This is a genomic window from Luteolibacter sp. (assembly GCF_039920825.1).
Taxonomy (GTDB): domain Bacteria; phylum Verrucomicrobiota; class Verrucomicrobiia; order Verrucomicrobiales; family Akkermansiaceae; genus Luteolibacter.
On the sequence record NZ_JBDSCX010000004.1, the window covers coordinates 1 to 15332 of the forward strand.

Consider the following 15332-nt stretch of genomic DNA (forward strand, 5'->3'; position numbering starts at 1 on the left):
GGCCACGGATCCGACAGGCTTCGGCGGAGCGCTTGATAGATTGATGCCCAGACATGAGACGATGATAGTGGAAACGACCGCCGCCACGGCCCAACCCCTGCGGCCGTGGGTGCGGATCTGCCAGACGAGGGCGATCAGGAGAACGGCGACCGGCAGCAGCGTGAAAAGCGTGAAAAGCGTGGCTGGCTTGATGACCAGTGGAATGAAATCGAGCGCCTTGTAGTACCATTGCCCGTATTGGCCCTCGCTCAGGAAATAAGGACGTGTTTCCACCAGCCGGAGGGTGAAATAGCCGTGGATCAGCGCAGTTAGGAGAAACCCGCGGACGATGACGGCGGTGTTTTTCCGGTGGACGGAATAGCGGGTCCACGAGTCGGCGAAGGGCTGGATGATCACGGTGGCGGCCAGCGCGAGCACCACGTAGGCGAGCAGCATCTGGAGGTTTTGGGAAACCAGGAAGCCCATGTATTGGTCACGGGCGAGGGCGCTGAACTTGTTTTCCATGCCGCCCGAGGAGGTCGCGAGATGCCAGAGGGCGAGGCCGTATTGGATCGCGAGGAAAATCGAAGCACCGGTGAGGACGGCGGAAAATCGGGCGAGCAGTGTGCGCGGTTGTTTTTGAATCACGGTAGGCGGGAACAGGGGAAGGCGGAGGGAATCAGGAACCGGATTCGGGCGGATTCATGTAGAGCCAGCGGGGGCTCATGAGCTTTTCAATAATGACGCCGCTGTGGGACTGGATGCCCTCGGGGATGACCAGACGGAGGATCATCGATGCCTTGTGGCCGTTGTTGCGCTGGAGTTGCTCGATGAGTTCCTGCGAGAGCGGGCTGTCGGAATGGACGTAACCGAAGAGCGTTTCGTCGCTGTCCAGCGCGGTCAGCCGGAAGCAGTTCCAGCGGTCGGAATCGGCGAACTCGTGGCTGAAGAAATTATCCTGCTCGACGTAAACGCGGAAGTTCATGGAAGCGCCCCGGGGTTTTTTCGTGGCGAAGTCATCCCACTTCATCGGCTGATAGCAGACCAGCGTCTCCCAATCGACGAGGGCTTCGCCGGACGGCATGATTTCGAGAAGAAGATTGCTTCTGTCCCGGTTGTCGAGCTCCACGGTGGCCATCCAGTAGTTCCCATGGTTTTCCAAGGTGAGCGGCTGGAGCATCCGGAACTCACGGAGATGGTGCGACGCGACGGGTTTGTCCGCGAAGTAGCGTTCCATCAACGGGCGCACCCGATCCGGCTGGCGGACGAATTTCAGGAGCGAGTCGATGGTGGTCGCGTCGAAAAATTTCCGGGTCGTATCGTGAATGGTATCGATGAGCTTGGCGGCCTCGCGGTCCTCCTTTTCATCGTCGATCAACACGTTTTCCGCGGCGATGCGGATTTCGTGGGCCTTGTCGTCCGACTCGTTCACGCGGGAGAGCGACCAGACCACGCCGCCGGCGAGCAGCAGGCCGATGAGCACGAACCAGCCCCACGGAATCGAGCGGTGGTGGGAGGATTGCGCACCCCAGTTTGCCTCAAGTAAATCCGGATTTCCGGCGTCGGTCTCGATCAGCGCCTCGATGCCGGGCTGGTGGGTGCGCATTTCGACCTGATCGCGCGAGGGCAGGTCCAGCCGCTGGGGCAGCTTGTTTTCCACCGGTGGCACGCCAAGTCTCGCTGGCTTTGCACGTTGCAAGGTTTCCTCGCTCTCCAGCCGGATGACGACGGGAGGGCGCACATCCGCCTCCTCGTCCACCGGCCGTAGCTCGAATCGTTTTTCCTCGCGTGCCATTTGCGGTAGAATGAAAAGCGTAAAAGCCCATCGACGCAACGCTACTCTCACTCTAAATCTCTGCCCGTCACCGCCATGCCCGTCTCTCCGCGCATCCTTATCATCACCGCCGCTTTCGGCGAGGGGCACAACAGTGCTGCCAGGAATCTGGCGCTGGCCCTCGATGCCATCGGCGTGGTCACCCAGGTGAGCGACCCCTGCATGCTCGGTTCGCCCCGTGTCACTGAGCTCGTCGCCGCGGCCTACCGCTACTGCATCACCCATTTCCCCCGGCTCTGGGCGGCCATCTACCGCTCCACCGACCGTTGTGATTTCAGCCGCAAGCGCTCCCCGATCATGGGCGCTCCGGAAAAGGCGCTCACCACCCTCATCGGGGATTTTCAGCCGGACGTGATCGTCAGCACCTTCCCGCTTTACCCGTATTTCCTGCCGCGCATCTTCGAGAAAACCGGGAAAAAACTGCCTGTTTTCACCATCATCACCGACTCCATCGAGATCAACGCCTCGTGGCTCCGCTTGCCCACCGATTTCTGGCTCGTCACCGATCCCGCCACTCGTGAGGGCATGATCCGCAGCGGTCTGCCTCCGGAAAAAATCATCGATACCGGCTTCCCGGTGAATCCCTCGTTTTCGAAACTCAGCCCCATCGAGCCGTCCGACGCCTGCAATCCCTTCCGCATCCTCTATTTCCCCACCGCCAAGCGGAAACTCCTCCAAACCCACTGCCGCGCCCTGCTCGACGCCTCGCCCGCCGTTACCCTCACCATCGTAATGGGCCGCAACCTCCGCCTGCTCTACCGCGACGCCCGGGAAATCAAGAAATCCCACCCGAGCCGCGTCCGCCTCATCGGCTGGACCCGCAAGGTGCCCCAACTCCTCAACCGCCACCACCTCGTCGTCGGCAAGGCCGGGGGAGCCACCTCCCACGAAGCCATCGCCGCCCGCTGCCCGATGCTCATCCACCATCTCGTTCCCGGCCAGGAGGAGGGAAATCTCCGCCTGCTCGAAGCCATCGGTGCCGGCCACCTCGCTGAAACCGGCCCCGCGCTCGCCGCCGCCGTCACCGATCTCCTCGCCGACCACGCTGCCGGCTGGCGCACCATGAAAAACGCCCTCATCCGCCACGGCCGCAACGCCGGCGCCATCGCCGCAGCCCGGTTCATTCTTGAAGAGATCGCGAATCGGGGATCGAAGATGGTGGGTTAAAATCTTCTTCTTTCCATCAACCATCAACCATCAACCATCAACCATCAACTCTCAACCATCAACTCTCAACCATCAACCATCAACTCTCAACCATCAACTTTCTCCCATGACCTTCCTCTTCGACATCGGCCGCGTGCTTCTCGATTTTGATTTCGAATCCTCGCTCACCCGCCTCCTCCCGCCCGGCACACCGGACGTCACCGCCCGGCTCACCCGGCTGTTGGAGCGCAAGGACGAGTTCGAAACCGGCAGGATCGACGTGGAAAGCTACGTCACCTGGGCGCTCGATGTCCTCGGCAGCGACGCCACGCCCGCCGAGTTCCACCACGCCTGGCAGCAGATCTTCACCCCTAACGAGCCAATGTGGGAATGCGTCCGCAAGCTCTCCGCCGACGGCCACCGCCTCATCCTTTTTTCCAACATCAACGGCATCCACTACCCGTGGATCTTCGAGGAGTTCCCGCAGTTCTCGCTCTTCGACGACGGCGTGATCTCCTTCCTCACCGGCTCCATCAAACCGTATCCGGAGATCTATCAATACGCCATCGATACCCACTCGCTCGATCCCGCCAACACCCTCTACATCGACGATCTCCCGCAAAACATCGCCACCGGCCGCGAGCTCGGCTTCCGCACCTGGCAATACGACCTCAAAGACCACGCCGCCTTCGAATCCTGGCTCTCCACCGAGCTATCAGAGTCCAAACTCTGAACCATCAACTATCAACTTCAAACTATCAACTTTCTTAATGTTCACCCTCACCATCGCCGGTCGCGAATTCAGCTCCCGCCTCTTCCTCGGCACCGGGAAATTTCCGTCCAACGAATCCATGCGCGGCGCCCTCGCCGCCAGCGGCACGCAGATCGTCACCGTCGCCCTCCGCCGCGCCGATCTTACCGGGAAAAAGGATCCGTATGCGAACATCCTTGAATTCATCGATTGCGAAAAATACCTGCTCCTCCCCAACACCAGCGGAGCGATGAACGCCGAGGAAGCAGTCCGCCTCGCCCGCCTTGCCTATGCCGCCGGCCTGCCGAAATGGGTGAAACTCGAAATCCACCCGGACCCCACCTACCTTCTTCCCGATCCCATCGAAACCCTCAAGGCCGCTGAAATTCTCGTCAAGGAAGGCTTCACCGTCCTCCCTTACATCAACGCTGATCCCGTCCTGGCAAAACGCCTCCAGGAAGCCGGCACCGCCACCGTCATGCCGCTCGGCGCGCCCATCGGCTCGAACCGCGGCGTCGTCACCCGTGACCAGATCCGCATCATCATCGAGCAGGCCATCGTCCCTGTCATCGTCGATGCCGGACTCGGTGCGCCCAGCCACGCCGCCGAAGCCATGGAACTCGGAGCCGATGCCGTGCTCGTCAACACCGCCATCGCCATCGCCAGTGATCCGGAAAAAATGGCCATCGCCTTCAAGCAAGCCGTCGAAGCCGGCCGCACCGCCTACGAACTCGGCCTCCCCGAGCCCAGCGACCAAGCCCACGCCACCAGCCCGCTGACGGGGTTCCTAAGTTAGGAAAACGTGTTCCGGCTGTCTCAGCCGGATTTTCCTGATCCAGGAACGCCCGGCAGAGAGCGGCCTCTCATCATGAATTCCCCGGCCAGCGGCCCGACGTGGTTCATGGAATAAATCCCTCATCTGCCAGCGCTTGGCGTCAATCCCAAGCAAGATGCACATCGCCTCGCGGAGCCGCAAAGGCTACTGGCGGATGAGCCAGAATGAAATTGTGCGATACGCGCTGAAAAACCGTTGGCTTGAGGAACAAGGAGTTCCGGACATGAACGCCGTAGCCGCGATCGCGGCATTGAAAACGAGCGCAGCCTAATCGCTTGGACGGAGGCACGGAGTCAAAGCCATACGCAGGGTGGTGTGGGACCGGGAGTTAATTACTCCCCGGGACACGATTCGGCTTATCGTTGCTAGCTTGTTGCTCTTGTATGGACGAAGCTGATCTCAAAAGTGCCTGACCAGCTCCCTCAAGACTGCTGGCAAACAGTTCCAAGATTACCACCTCAGTAGATCTCAAATGAAGTAGGTCCGAATTAGAAATGTTGAGGTCACTCGAGTTGCTTGGATGAGTAATCCGGTTTCGAATGCCAATCGCATTCTTCAGCACAAGCCATTCATGAGTGCCCACCTTGAACAATGTCGAGGCACCGCCAACGTCCATAAAAAGATCCAATCCATTGAATGCACCTTCAAGCGCTCCCTGACGCCCAGCCAAAGTTTTCTTCTCCTTCTCGCTCAGCATCCCATCGTAGAAATCGAGCGTGTTAACCTTCAGACTCTGGACTATACCCTCAAATAACGTCAGCAAGCATCGGCAGTAAGTGCGCCTCCAAAACTGTGAGTCTTCTGAGTCTAGATGTTGTCTTGCCAATAGGAGATCGTCGAACAGAATCCCGTCTAGGATTTGCCACTCTTCGCGTTGCTGTCCGTGTGGAGGCTCTATCATTTTCTGCCGAACGTCTGTAGCGCACCCGCGGGCACAGTTGAGGAAGCGGGTGAAAAGAAATTGGAAAGCTTATGGCCCGTCGGATGCCGCGTCTCGTTCGGCTTCCTTCGTTCTGCGGGAGGTCATCCGGCAAAGTGAATCGCGGTCAATCTGATATCGCCGTCGGTAGACCTTGAAAAGCAGTAGATGATGCTCCACTCAAATTCGGAGATCTTGTTGGGTTCATTGTGGCAAATGCTCCAGCTCTCCACAGCATTCCCATCAAGTTCGTGATCTCCGTTGCTTGGCTGGGGCGTATCCTTCAACAACGTGCGGATCGCAGGCTCGGGAAAGAGGGTCTTATAGTGCCGTACAAAGCCATCTTGATGCTCGATGCCCTCAAACTCTTCGATGCTCGCCAGATCCACATCAAGTGGGAATCTCGCCATCCTTGAGATCTCAGAAATGTCATTCCTCTTCAGGGCCATCTGGAAATCCCCCCAAAATTGATCCAGTGATTTGGTCGAGGCTGCCACTTCATTCCCATGTTGAATTCCGAGCGACTGAGTCGAGGCCTGATGGGTGCATGATATTATGAACATCACAAGAAGGGAAAGCGTGTGCCAATAACTGCGTTGCATGGTCTTAAATTTGCTGCCGAACGTCAAAGAGCTGGCAACCCCATTAGCGGGGGCGAGCGTTGAACGCGGGGTTGAGGATCATGTTACGGATGAGGTTGAGAACAGGGCGGCTAGTGAGGGTTGTCCAGCCTCGCCTTGTTCGCTTTGGGTTTATTCTTTGAGCGGCAGGATGTCACCACGCATCTTTCTCAGAAGCAGCGGGACTTTCGGGTAGGTGGCAAAAAACTCCTCGGTTGTCTTGAACTCGTAATGCTCCCGGAGAAGATCTCCGCCGGTCGTCGCATCCAACACCTCCATATCGCATTCGCCGGACTCCCAAAGTGTGACGCGGCCAATCGCATCATCGGTCTCGAAATCCAGCCACATCGCTGACTTCGGCGAGGGCGCCCCGTATGTCACAGAGTAGTCGATACGGTGAGCCTTGAATCTAGCAACAAGGCCGGACTGATAGCTGTCGAATCCACGACCGGAAATCAGATCGGGAAATGATTCGTGGAAGGGCATCTTAAATCTCTACCGAACGTATAGCTCATCCACGGCGGGGATGGAAGCCCGAATTCAAACAGGATCGTTACCCGCCGTTGGATGGAGCGTCTTGTGTGTGCCCAGCATGGGCACGTTGTAAATGGGGTTCAAGTCCCTTGTAGGAATACCAAACATGAAAATGAAGAAACTACCATCTGAAGCCAACTCGGAGCAGGGTGACCTGTCCGGGGAAGGAAGGCTAGGAGAAATCCGCGAGCTGATGGACAAGAACCGGATAGAAGGCCGACACGGCGCGTCGAGGGGGCACACTTCGCTGCGGCGATAGCCGCATGTCACAGATCCGGAAGCATCGCTTCAGCACAACTGTAGGTGGGAGAAGACGTCTGGTATGCCCGTGGAGGTAAATCCGGCGGCAGTGCGGTGGAGCAACGTGCAATTACCTGGGGAATGGGAGCGAAGCGGACATGGAGGGCCTGACCATCTTCTCCAACAAGCCCTCAAATCTCACGGGCGTCAGCCCGTGAGAAGTCAGCAGAGGTCATAGTAGTCGGGAAAACGAGCCGGGGGCAAGGGTGCCCGTTCAAACAACGATACCGGAGGATTGCCTGCGTTCCTCTCCGGCCAAGCCAGTCTGCATTTTCCTCCTCCGGAAAATGGGTGAATGATGGCGGCAAGCCGCCAAGCGCGTTCGACCGATGAAGGACCGAACCAATGAGGAGGGGATCGACCCCGCCACGGACAAGCCAACCGACAACGCCAGACGGCGAGGTGCGCTTGAGAGCCGTGACGGAGGGAAGCATGGAGCCCCTCAGGAACGAACCATGATCGAGGAAATCCTTGAACTGGAGTGCCCGAAGGGCCGCGGTAGCGGCATGCTTTAAAATGCGAAGCCATCCCGCACGGACGGAGCGCAGCGGAGTCAAAACCTCTCCCAAGCGTGGAAACGCGTGAAGGGGAATAAAGGTGCTCCGGGGATCGACGGCATGACCGTCGAGGACTTTCCTGCTTTCAAGCAGGAGCACTGGCCGAGGATAGCCATTGCGATCAGAGAAGGAAAATACCGGCCCGCGCCCGTCAAACGGGCGTGGATTATCCTCCCCTGGACGATCTGCGAAAACGCTTCGCAAGGAAATGAATGCGCTCCGCGCAGGGCAGTCCGAAGCCCGACGGGTCGAAACGCCCGTTAGGAATCCCGACGGTGCTGGATCGCGTGATCCAGCAGGCCGTCGCACAAGCGCTGGGACCGCTTTTCGAAGTAGGTTTCAGTGAACACAGCCATGGATACCGCCCCGGTCGTTCCGCTCATCAAGCGGTGGCCGTGATGGAGGAAAGCTGGAAGGAAGGTCGTCGCCACGCCGTGGAATGCGACCTTAAATCGTTCTTCGACACGGTCAACCATGACCGCCTGATGGGAGCGCTGCGCGAAAAGGTCCGCTGTCGCAAGACACTCGGCCTGATCCAGCGTTTCCTAACGGCGGGCGTGGAGCTGCCCGATGGCACCCGCGAGGCCACGCCTCAAGGAGTGCCGCAGGGAGGTCCGCTGTCACCGCTGTTAGCCAACATCGCGCTCGATCCGCTCGATAAGGAATTGGAATCCCGTGGACACAAGTTTGCGAGATATGCCGACGACTTCATCGTGATGGTGAAAAGTGCGAACGCGGCGAAACGGGTGATGGCATCGTTGATTCGTTACTGCGAAGGACAGCTGCAACTGGTAGTCAACCGCGCCAAAAGCCGCGCTGCCCCGCTGAAGTCCTGTAGGTTCCTGAGCTATCAGCTCAACAACAGGGCCAAGCTGGCGTGGATGGACAAGGCGCGTCACCGCTTCAAGGAGCGGATCAAAGAGATCACCAGCCGCAACCGAGGGCACAACGGACATGGAAGCCGTCTGGAAAGTTCTGCACTTCGGGCCGAAGGCCCGAGTCTGATCGGAACCGCCCTGTACAATGCCATGGCTGCGATAGCAGCTCGGAAAAACTCGCGAAGCCATCCCGCATGGACGGAGGCACGGAGTCAAAGCCGTACGCAGGGTGGTGTGGGACCCGGGAGCTAATCACTCCCGGGGACCCGATTCGGCGATTGGTTTTCTTTGGTCATTAGCAGCTCGCGCCGCCCCATCCGTTGGCTAGCCTAGAGATCGCAAGCATGTCCGCAACTGATCCACAAAGCAAAACCAATGATGGAAGTGATGTAATAAGTGGTAGATGCTTGCTGCGCCACATGACGACATAACCTAAGAACAAGGTAGCGCTTGCCATTGCTGCGATTGGCTTGAGGAAGAATGCAAGAGAGATCAGTCCGAACGAATTAAATGCATAGCCGATAACCATGGGAAATAGCATGCACGCGGCAAGTCCACCAATTCCGCGTGTAAATGCTCTGGGCCGAAAACAGGGTATCGAGAAGAGAAATAAGGCAAGAAGGGCAAACGCAGGTCCTGCGAGTAACAATTGGGAGTCGGTCATGGGACAATGGTTTCTGAAATTTTCTGCCGAACGTTTGATGTGCGCCCACCGGCGCGATTGAAAGGAAAATGAAATGAATTTGAAAAGCTTATGGCCGGTTGGTGCGTCATGCCTTGTTGGGCTTCTTGAATTTGTTGGGAGTGGAAGCGGGATTACATGTGAACGTATTCGGTAAGCTGGCCATTCTTGTTGAAGAACAGAAGGATGTCGTTACCACCTTCCGCCATGACGTAGTAAGTCTCGCTACTCTGAGTGTAAAGTCGGCCCCACTCATCGATTGTCTCCTGCGGGATGCTGAGAGTCGAATACTCGGAATGGGGAAGCTTGTTGAGGTAGGCAACATCTTGGACCTTGGTAGCCTTACCGCCCAAGCTCGCGAGAACCTTATCTTTAGGTGCCGCGCTCGAACGGAAGCCCTTCAGATCGGACGCAATCCAGTCTCGAAGAGGGTTACCGCTGGCGACCTCGTGCCCGAGCTCGTCGGTCGACGGAGCGGAAATCGTCGACGATGAGGAACACGCTCCTAAGGCGGCAAACGAGATGAGGAGATAGAATAGTCTGGGTGCCATCGCGTGATTCTTATTCTTGCCCAACAGTATAGATCATGCTCCGGCATATCAAGAATTGAGTTTCGGAGGGAGGTCTGATTGGGTTAGATCGAAGTTGGGAACCTGCTGGATGTCAATCCTTTCCAGCAATGGGTCCGGGTCTTCTGGGAGACCCGGATCGATTCGCAACTCCTGAATACCCGGAATGTTGAGGTAATTGGATATGATTGGTTAGGTGATCCGTTACTTTTATGGGTCCGTGCTTTAGCGACGAGCGAAGGAGCATGATTTTTCTAGACTTCAAATGAACAGCATGTTCAAAATCCTCCCGGGTTGTATCCGTGGTCGAAGGATCTTGACGCATCGACCGATGTGCGGGTTCGGGAACGGGAGAGCTTCGCGATGTTGTTGGGCTGGTTGACCAAGTTTGTCGCGGGAAACGGGTTGCAGCCCGGGCGCGAAGCTTGTGCAAGGTTTTGGAGGGAGCAGGTTCAGGCGAAGCCGCGTGAGGGATGGCAGATCGAACAATGGGGAGCGGCTTGGGTTTGATTGACGATTGTCGATTGAGGATTTTTGATTTTTGATTTGGAAAGAAAATGAAACCGCAAGAGCTTGAGAATCGGTTGATTGATTTTGCGGTGGCAATTATCGGTGTGGTGGAAACCTTGCCGGTCACCAAGGCTGGCAATCATATTGCGGGGCAGTTGATAAGATCGGGAACGTCGCCTGCTCCGAACTACGGAGAAGCGCGGAGTGCTGAATCGAGACGCGACTTTATCCACAAAATGAAGATTTCCCTCAAGGAGTTGAGGGAGACAATGATTTGGCTAAAGATCATTTCCCGGAAGCAACTTGCTGCAGACCAAGTGGTATCCGCAACAATCGCGGAATGCGACGAATTGATCGCCATTTTCGTGAGCAGCACGAGAACTGCGGATGGAGATGACTGAATCTCTAAAAAATCAAAAATCAAAAATCGTCATTCATCATTCGTCAATGAACCCTTCTTCCGTTTGCGCGGATCCAATATGGCAGCGGATTGCGGTTGATGGAACTGGTGCGGCTGCGGGTGAAAGATGTGGATCAGAACAGGGGCATCATCACCGTCCGCGAGGCCAAAGGTGACAAGCACCGGACGACGATGCTGCCGGAGTCGCTGCGTGCGGAGGTGACGGAGAGGAAGGCAAAACTGAGGGAACTATTTGACGATGACCGGGCAAGCGGCCTGGCGGGAGCTTGGTTGCCGAAGGCGCTGAACCGGAAGCATCCAAAGGGCGGGGAGAAATGGCCGTGGCAGTATTTTTTCCCGGCGGCCAAGCCGTCGGTAGATCCGGAAAGCCGGTGGATGCGACGTCACCACATCGGGGAAGACGCCTATTCCGACTGGAGCGACATGATCGTGCAACGCGCGGCATAACGCCTGGCGACTGCTGACCATCCATTCGCGGCGGGAGTCCTGGGGGGCCTCCGCCGCGTTTTCATTTCGGGCATGTCGATGGATGATTTCTTGATAGACCTGCGCTGGCTTGAAAATGATGGGTTCCTGTTCTCGCGCAGAGACGCCGAGGCGCGGAGGTTTTTCAGATGAGAACAATGCCGTTGAAGAATCATGAGGTTCCTTACCCTGCGTCCCTGCGTCTCCGCGCGAGCAATCCATTTGAAATACTTTCCTGATCGTTTCAAGATCGGCTTCTCGTTGTCGTTTCCCGCAGATGGGGACAGTATGGTCCCCTCTCCTCACGGGGCCCGAGTCCTTGGCCCATTTTCCCGCACGGATCATTCGACCTGCCGCCGGAAAGGCGCTTCAATCACCGGTGTGCGTGAATTGCTGCTCAATGAGGAAATCCATTCCAGAGTCATCGTCGATCTGATTCCGGAAGCACGGCGCTTCCTGTGGATCGTCACGGCGGACATCAAGGACATGCACATCGCCCGCGGCAGGCGCTCGGTGCCATTCCTCAAGGTGCTCGCGGAGTTGGTGGAGTCCGGGGTGGCGGTGCGGCTCATCCACGCCAAGGAACCCGGTCCGCTTTTCCGCAAGGACTTCGACAAACATCCGGTCCTGATCCACAGCGAGCTTTTCGAGCGCGTGCTCTGCCCGCGTGTCCACACCAAGGCGGTCATCGTCGATGGCAGGAAAGCCTTCATCGGCTCGCCCAATCTAACCGGGGCGGGTCTCGGTGCGAAGCATCCTGACAAACGCAACTTCGAAGCCGGCTTCATCACCGATGAAAAAGCCGACCTCGAAAAGCTCACCACTTGGGTGGACGAGCTTTACCTCGGCGAATTCTGCCGCCGCTGCCGCCTGCGCGCCATTTGTCCAGATCCGCTGGACCGGGAATAAGCGCTGTAGCGTCGGTCTATGACCAACGGGTGCTCAATTATACCACTTTTAGTAGTTTGTCAGAATGTAATAATGGCGCAAAAGCGCTTTTATTATGACCGTTTCCTGTGCTGTTCTAGGTTTTTTCTGTCGTCTTCGACTGTTGAGATCACCTAGCTTTCTATTCCTTCGGAAACGGATGCTCTTCCATCCATTTTTCGGCGAAATCAGAAAACTCATCTGAGAATTCGGCAAGGTGTTCCAAATCTTCCCCGGATGCCTCGCGCATCAATTTAACCGCATTAAAAACGATGCTGTGAGAAGGCCCGATATGGTTCCATTCAGTCTGCCAAAGGGAAACACCATCCTTGGGACGGGTGGCGTATCTGAGAATGATCAGGTATCCGATACGGAAGCGCAGTTCCGGAGATTCTTTTTTCGCATCCTGAATCACGTGTGACAATTTTCCTTCGAATACGTATTTGGGATCATGCTCCATACGGTAATTGAGATCCTTGGTCTTCACCATTTCCATGTAATTTGGATCATTACTGTAGTCCGTCACCCCGGCTTCGCCCACCTTCCAGACCTCGTCCCTGATCGCCATGTAGCCTGGAGGGCCTGGCTCGGAAAGAAATCGGCGGGCTCTTTCTTCACGAATACGATTGTAATGCTCCTCCCCCGCCGGGGCGCTGACATCCCGCCTGGATGATCCGGCGTCCTTGGTGCTGTTACCGGGTTCGACCGCGGGTGGCGCGCTTGCTTGCTTCTCAGCCTGCTTGTCGCAGCCGGCAAGCAGAGCAAGGCAGATCAAACATAAGTATTTTTTCATGAGATCGTATTTCCAAGTTTAAAAATGATTGGACAGACCCGGTTCAAATGTTGAAGAGTCATCAGTCCATTTGCCATTGTCTTTCTTAAAACCAAAGGTGAGCTTCGATTCATAGGTGTCGGAAGCCATGTAGGCTTTCGTTCCAAGTTCAATCCGGACGAACTCCACGAAGTCCGCATGCATTTTGAACGTATCTCCATCCACTCCTTTGGCATGTGGCAGAACAAATTGCGGAGAGTCTTGATCTCTCGAATGCGCTACTTCTCCCTGAACATAACCAGAACTCGTTGTAAAGGTTTTATCGTATGGCGGCACCTGCGCCGCCCAGTCGGAATCATCGTTTCCTATCAATCCTGCCGGGAAGCTCAATATTTGAGGGAGCATTTCTCCATCTAGAGCCGGATGATTAGATGTTTCGAATTTCACTCTCACCTTGCGGGAAACATCGTATCTGCATACCGCGCCAGCGATGAGAGGTTCCGTGATTTTCCATGGATGAAACTGATTTGCCACTTCGGGTGACTGAGTATCCCACGGCACAGATAAATCTGGAATATCAGCATTAAGATCGAACATCCCGGCCGGTTCGAAGGTGAATGTAAATGCGATTTTTCCCTTAATCTGATATTCCGCAGGATTCAAGTCACCTTTTGTTGTGATCGTTGGGGAATCCAAAAGCTGCTTCTCCGCCCACGTCACCCAGACATTCGTGGCGGCCGTCGTTTGGCCGGTGCCGATGAGGCGGATGGACACGGGATACTTGCCCGTGGCGGATCGGGGCACCGTTCCATTAGGAGACGCACCCACCCATTCCACAAGCTGGCTGGGATGTTGCGGTGTGATTTGGTCGCCGCTGATCCCATTGGCCGTCAGGATGACCGCATCGGTGGGGGTGGCGCTCTTGGTCGTGACGAAATGCACGGCCTTGCTATTCGCAAGGTTGGACGGAACGATGTCTCCGATGACGCCTTTCATATTGGCGGCGAAGTCGATGGAGATTTCAAGGCTCTGGAACTCGGTGGTGGCAACAAGGGCGAGTTTCTGGCCAAGGACTTCTGCGTTGAGTTTCAGACTCATCGAGCCTGCTTTGGTGGCTTCGATGTAGTAAGTGGGACGTGGCCCGGCACCTCCGGTATAATCGCGGGTTTGGAGTTTGTAAGGTAGGGCGACCAACTGTGGCTGTTGGTTCGGAAATGCTTCCCAAAGGCGGACCTTGCCCGCGCCGGTCGCTTCAAGACGATAGATCATGGATTGTTCGTCCGCTCCCGGAGCGGTTGCCTCGAAATTCACAGCGATCAGATCGTTTTCCGTCCCAAGTGTCAGGGAAGTCTGCGTCCGGTCTTCCTGCCCGTTTCCGTCATCGTCGTCGTTGTTGACGAGAATCGCCCATGGAAAGGTGATCGAGCCGCGAGCGGAAACAGGCCGTATCCAGGATGTTCCGTCTTGCGCGGGTGGGGGAAGATCGTGCCATGGGGTTTGGGCGAGGGTGCCGGGTGATGCATTCACCTTTTCGTGTTTCCAGGCGATCATGCGACCGGAGCCTGCCGGGGGCGCGGGGGCGGTCTCAGGATCGGTGACTTCCTGCCAGAGGAAGATTGCTTTGACCTGAGTGTTTCCCGGATAGACCGGAGTGGTGTTTGGAATGGTCCAACCGAGGCGGTATTGGCCTCCTTGAAGCGAGAATTTCGATTCATTCTCGACCAAGTTCCGGTAGGATACAGCTGGTTCCGAAGCCGGAGTGGCGGCGGTCAACGCGGTTTGGGCGTCGGCAATCAGGTTCTGCGTGGTGTAAGGATCGGACAATTCCTGCGTCAGTGTGAATGTAACGCTCTCTTTGCCGGTTGACAAGTAACCGACAGGCGGATTCGGCGGCGTGGCGGGCACTCCGAGAAGATCCTCCGTACCCTGACCTGTCCGAGTGGTCGGTTGCGTGGTAGTCCACTGACCGTTCACCACCTGGTTGTCCCAATACGTCATCGAAAGCGGGTCGTCAGAGCTTTCCGATTCGCACGTTTGAAGAAGCAGCGAGTCATAGGATGCCTTATACCAGGTTTGAGTGGGATAAGGTTTGCCATCGTGCGCCCACACCGAATATTCACTGAATGTGCTTTGGCTTCCCTCAGTGGTCGTCGATGTCCAGCCTTGTGCTGAACTCCAAGAATACGATTCCGTGTCGGCACGGTGACCATGTTCTTCTTGCCAGAAGAAAAAGTAATCGCTATGGGGAGTTTCCTGCCCGGTGTTATAACTCAGGTCCGAATTCTGCGTCTTGTAAAAATTCAAAACCGGTCCTGTTTCCTGCCAGATGGGCGGTCGGGGCAGTTGCGTGAACTGAACAAATCCATCCTTGTATTGATTGATGGATTTCATGCTGCCCTCGACGGAGGGTGAGGCAACAATCTCTGTGGTCGCAAGGTCGAAATCCCCCGAAAGGTTTTGATAGACCAGAGCTGCGGAAGTGTTGATTCCTCCGTAGTTCGCATTAACATCGAACTGTGCCGGGTTCCGAGGGGCGGTAATCCCGTAGTCCACGAAAAGGCTATATGCAACGCGCCTCTCCCATTCGTCGGGCACACCGTCATGGTCGTCATCAACGCTGAGGAGGTATTCCT

The 15332-nt window shown here is 56.4% G+C and carries 18 protein-coding genes; 9 read left to right on the plus strand and 9 right to left on the minus strand.

Features of this window, described 5'->3' with window-relative positions:
• Together ABIQ96_RS00670 and ABIQ96_RS00675 are read right to left on the minus strand one after the other, a co-directional pair.
• A partial coding sequence (locus ABIQ96_RS00670) for a hypothetical protein (RefSeq protein ID WP_348212599.1) occupies positions 1-627 on the minus strand: 627 nt, incomplete at its 3' end.
• Positions 628-658: 31 nt separating this feature from the next.
• Entirely contained in the window at positions 659-1774 is a 1116-nt protein-coding gene (locus ABIQ96_RS00675) for a hypothetical protein (protein ID WP_348212600.1), read from the minus strand.
• A gap of 75 nt (positions 1775-1849) precedes the next feature.
• Here ABIQ96_RS00675 and ABIQ96_RS00680 point away from each other — a divergent pair, with 75 nt between their 5' ends.
• The 4 genes from ABIQ96_RS00680 (at position 1850) to ABIQ96_RS00695 (ending at position 4816) form a co-directional block, all read left to right on the plus strand.
• A complete protein-coding gene (locus ABIQ96_RS00680) occupies positions 1850-2980 on the plus strand; it encodes a hypothetical protein (protein ID WP_348212601.1) in 1131 nt (376 codons plus the stop codon).
• 106 nt (positions 2981-3086) lie between these two features.
• Complete coding sequence (locus ABIQ96_RS00685) at positions 3087-3692, plus strand: HAD family phosphatase (RefSeq protein ID WP_348212602.1); 606 nt, start codon at positions 3087-3089, stop codon at positions 3690-3692.
• A 37-nt stretch (positions 3693-3729) separates the two neighbouring features.
• Complete coding sequence (locus ABIQ96_RS00690) at positions 3730-4506, plus strand: thiazole synthase (protein WP_348212603.1); 777 nt, start codon at positions 3730-3732, stop codon at positions 4504-4506.
• A 133-nt stretch (positions 4507-4639) separates the two neighbouring features.
• Positions 4640-4816, plus strand: coding sequence for a hypothetical protein (locus ABIQ96_RS00695; protein ID WP_348212604.1), 177 nt, complete (start codon positions 4640-4642; stop codon positions 4814-4816).
• A gap of 57 nt (positions 4817-4873) precedes the next feature.
• On the opposite strand, the gene ABIQ96_RS00700 is transcribed toward ABIQ96_RS00695, so the two are convergent.
• The 3 genes from ABIQ96_RS00700 to ABIQ96_RS00710 form a co-directional block, all read right to left on the minus strand.
• The gene (locus ABIQ96_RS00700; protein ID WP_348212605.1) at positions 4874-5242 is read right to left on the minus strand and encodes a hypothetical protein; all 369 of its coding nucleotides are present in this window, start codon (positions 5240-5242) and stop codon (positions 4874-4876) included.
• 326 nt (positions 5243-5568) lie between these two features.
• Complete coding sequence (locus ABIQ96_RS00705; RefSeq protein ID WP_348212606.1) at positions 5569-6066, minus strand: hypothetical protein; 498 nt, start codon at positions 6064-6066, stop codon at positions 5569-5571.
• Between the two features lie 150 nt (positions 6067-6216).
• Positions 6217-6570: a hypothetical protein gene (locus tag ABIQ96_RS00710; protein ID WP_348212607.1), complete on the minus strand. Its 354-nt coding sequence runs from the start codon at positions 6568-6570 to the stop codon at positions 6217-6219.
• Positions 6571-7247: 677 nt separating this feature from the next.
• Between ABIQ96_RS00710 and ABIQ96_RS00715 the strand changes: the two genes are divergently transcribed.
• Both ABIQ96_RS00715 and ABIQ96_RS00720 read left to right on the plus strand, forming a co-directional pair.
• On the plus strand, positions 7248-7433 hold the full coding sequence (locus tag ABIQ96_RS00715; protein WP_348212608.1) for a hypothetical protein: 186 nt from the start codon (positions 7248-7250) through the stop codon (positions 7431-7433).
• Between the two features lie 254 nt (positions 7434-7687).
• Complete coding sequence (locus ABIQ96_RS00720; RefSeq protein WP_348212609.1) at positions 7688-8605, plus strand: reverse transcriptase domain-containing protein; 918 nt, start codon at positions 7688-7690, stop codon at positions 8603-8605.
• 43 nt (positions 8606-8648) lie between these two features.
• Here the strand turns inward: ABIQ96_RS00720 and ABIQ96_RS00725 are convergent, their stop codons facing one another.
• Positions 8649-9017, minus strand: coding sequence for a hypothetical protein (locus ABIQ96_RS00725; protein ID WP_348212610.1), 369 nt, complete (start codon positions 9015-9017; stop codon positions 8649-8651).
• A 152-nt stretch (positions 9018-9169) separates the two neighbouring features.
• Complete coding sequence (locus tag ABIQ96_RS00730) at positions 9170-9586, minus strand: hypothetical protein (RefSeq protein ID WP_348212611.1); 417 nt, start codon at positions 9584-9586, stop codon at positions 9170-9172.
• Between the two features lie 575 nt (positions 9587-10161).
• Between ABIQ96_RS00730 and ABIQ96_RS00735 the strand changes: the two genes are divergently transcribed.
• The 3 genes from ABIQ96_RS00735 (at position 10162) to ABIQ96_RS00745 (ending at position 11909) form a co-directional block, all read left to right on the plus strand.
• Entirely contained in the window at positions 10162-10515 is a 354-nt protein-coding gene (locus ABIQ96_RS00735; RefSeq protein WP_348212612.1) for a four helix bundle protein, read from the plus strand.
• Positions 10516-10586: 71 nt separating this feature from the next.
• The gene (locus ABIQ96_RS00740) at positions 10587-10982 is read left to right on the plus strand and encodes a tyrosine-type recombinase/integrase (RefSeq protein ID WP_348212616.1); all 396 of its coding nucleotides are present in this window, start codon (positions 10587-10589) and stop codon (positions 10980-10982) included.
• A 192-nt stretch (positions 10983-11174) separates the two neighbouring features.
• Complete coding sequence (locus ABIQ96_RS00745) at positions 11175-11909, plus strand: phospholipase D-like domain-containing protein (protein WP_348212613.1); 735 nt, start codon at positions 11175-11177, stop codon at positions 11907-11909.
• A gap of 160 nt (positions 11910-12069) precedes the next feature.
• Here ABIQ96_RS00745 and ABIQ96_RS00750 read toward each other — a convergent pair whose 3' ends face one another.
• Both ABIQ96_RS00750 and ABIQ96_RS00755 read right to left on the minus strand, forming a co-directional pair.
• Positions 12070-12720 carry a hypothetical protein gene (locus tag ABIQ96_RS00750; RefSeq protein ID WP_348212614.1) on the minus strand — a complete coding sequence of 217 codons (651 nt, stop codon included), beginning with the start codon at positions 12718-12720 and terminating at the stop codon, positions 12070-12072.
• Between the two features lie 18 nt (positions 12721-12738).
• Positions 12739-15332 (minus strand): hypothetical protein (locus tag ABIQ96_RS00755; protein WP_348212615.1); only part of this gene is annotated, 2594 nt, incomplete at its 5' end.

What these genes read in the sequence shown, in the direction of transcription:
- ABIQ96_RS00675 (WP_348212600.1), bottom strand. Translation starts at nt 1,774, where the DNA reads ATGGCACGCGAGGAAAAACGATTCGAGCTACGGCCGGTGGACGAGGAG.
- ABIQ96_RS00680 (WP_348212601.1), top strand. Translation starts at nt 1,850, where the DNA reads ATGCCCGTCTCTCCGCGCATCCTTATCATCACCGCCGCTTTCGGCGAG.
- ABIQ96_RS00685 (WP_348212602.1), top strand. Translation starts at nt 3,087, where the DNA reads ATGACCTTCCTCTTCGACATCGGCCGCGTGCTTCTCGATTTTGATTTC.
- ABIQ96_RS00690 (WP_348212603.1), top strand. Translation starts at nt 3,730, where the DNA reads ATGTTCACCCTCACCATCGCCGGTCGCGAATTCAGCTCCCGCCTCTTC.
- ABIQ96_RS00700 (WP_348212605.1), bottom strand. Translation starts at nt 5,242, where the DNA reads ATGCTGAGCGAGAAGGAGAAGAAAACTTTGGCTGGGCGTCAGGGAGCG.
- ABIQ96_RS00705 (WP_348212606.1), bottom strand. Translation starts at nt 6,066, where the DNA reads ATGCAACGCAGTTATTGGCACACGCTTTCCCTTCTTGTGATGTTCATA.
- ABIQ96_RS00710 (WP_348212607.1), bottom strand. Translation starts at nt 6,570, where the DNA reads ATGCCCTTCCACGAATCATTTCCCGATCTGATTTCCGGTCGTGGATTC.
- ABIQ96_RS00715 (WP_348212608.1), top strand. Translation starts at nt 7,248, where the DNA reads ATGAAGGACCGAACCAATGAGGAGGGGATCGACCCCGCCACGGACAAG.
- ABIQ96_RS00720 (WP_348212609.1), top strand. Translation starts at nt 7,688, where the DNA reads ATGCGCTCCGCGCAGGGCAGTCCGAAGCCCGACGGGTCGAAACGCCCG.
- ABIQ96_RS00725 (WP_348212610.1), bottom strand. Translation starts at nt 9,017, where the DNA reads ATGACCGACTCCCAATTGTTACTCGCAGGACCTGCGTTTGCCCTTCTT.
- ABIQ96_RS00730 (WP_348212611.1), bottom strand. Translation starts at nt 9,586, where the DNA reads ATGGCACCCAGACTATTCTATCTCCTCATCTCGTTTGCCGCCTTAGGA.
- ABIQ96_RS00735 (WP_348212612.1), top strand. Translation starts at nt 10,162, where the DNA reads ATGAAACCGCAAGAGCTTGAGAATCGGTTGATTGATTTTGCGGTGGCA.
- ABIQ96_RS00745 (WP_348212613.1), top strand. Translation starts at nt 11,175, where the DNA reads ATGAGGTTCCTTACCCTGCGTCCCTGCGTCTCCGCGCGAGCAATCCAT.
- ABIQ96_RS00750 (WP_348212614.1), bottom strand. Translation starts at nt 12,720, where the DNA reads ATGAAAAAATACTTATGTTTGATCTGCCTTGCTCTGCTTGCCGGCTGC.